This is a genomic window from Stenotrophomonas sp. 3diitr2024, from assembly GCF_042136455.1.
Taxonomy (GTDB): Bacteria; Pseudomonadota; Gammaproteobacteria; order Xanthomonadales; family Xanthomonadaceae; genus Stenotrophomonas; species Stenotrophomonas sepilia.
This window is the reverse complement of record NZ_JBHHMJ010000084.1, coordinates 1-320: the sequence shown is the minus strand read 5'-3', so window position 1 is coordinate 320 and position 320 is coordinate 1. Positions and strand designations below refer to the sequence as shown.

The following is a 320-nucleotide window of genomic DNA, read 5'->3' as shown; positions in this document are numbered from 1 at the left end:
GACCGCGGTCAAGGCCGGCGAGATCGTCGACGCCGCCGTGATGAGCCGCAAGGCGCTGGCCGCGTTCATCGGTGAGCAGATCGCCGATGCCAAGGCCCAGGGCGTGCTGTTCTCGCTGTTCGCCAATGCCGACTACAAGGATTCGGCCAACGTCATCGCCTACGTTGGCCAGGGCGGCCTCGGCCTGCCGGAGAAGGGCTACTACTTCGATGAACTGCATGAGCAGGAAGACCCTTTTGGCTACCGCAGTCGGTGGTATGAAGAACGCAAGCGTGCGTTGCTGCTGGCCAGCCTGAGCCAGCGCCAGTTCAATCGTGGCT

1 protein-coding gene is annotated in these 320 nt (G+C 63.4%); it reads left to right on the top strand.

What is annotated here, in order from left to right; all coding sequences use genetic code 11:
* The coding region (locus ABGA94_RS01895) for an NADP-dependent isocitrate dehydrogenase (RefSeq protein ID WP_375366223.1) at positions 1-320 on the top strand (320 nt) is incomplete at both ends.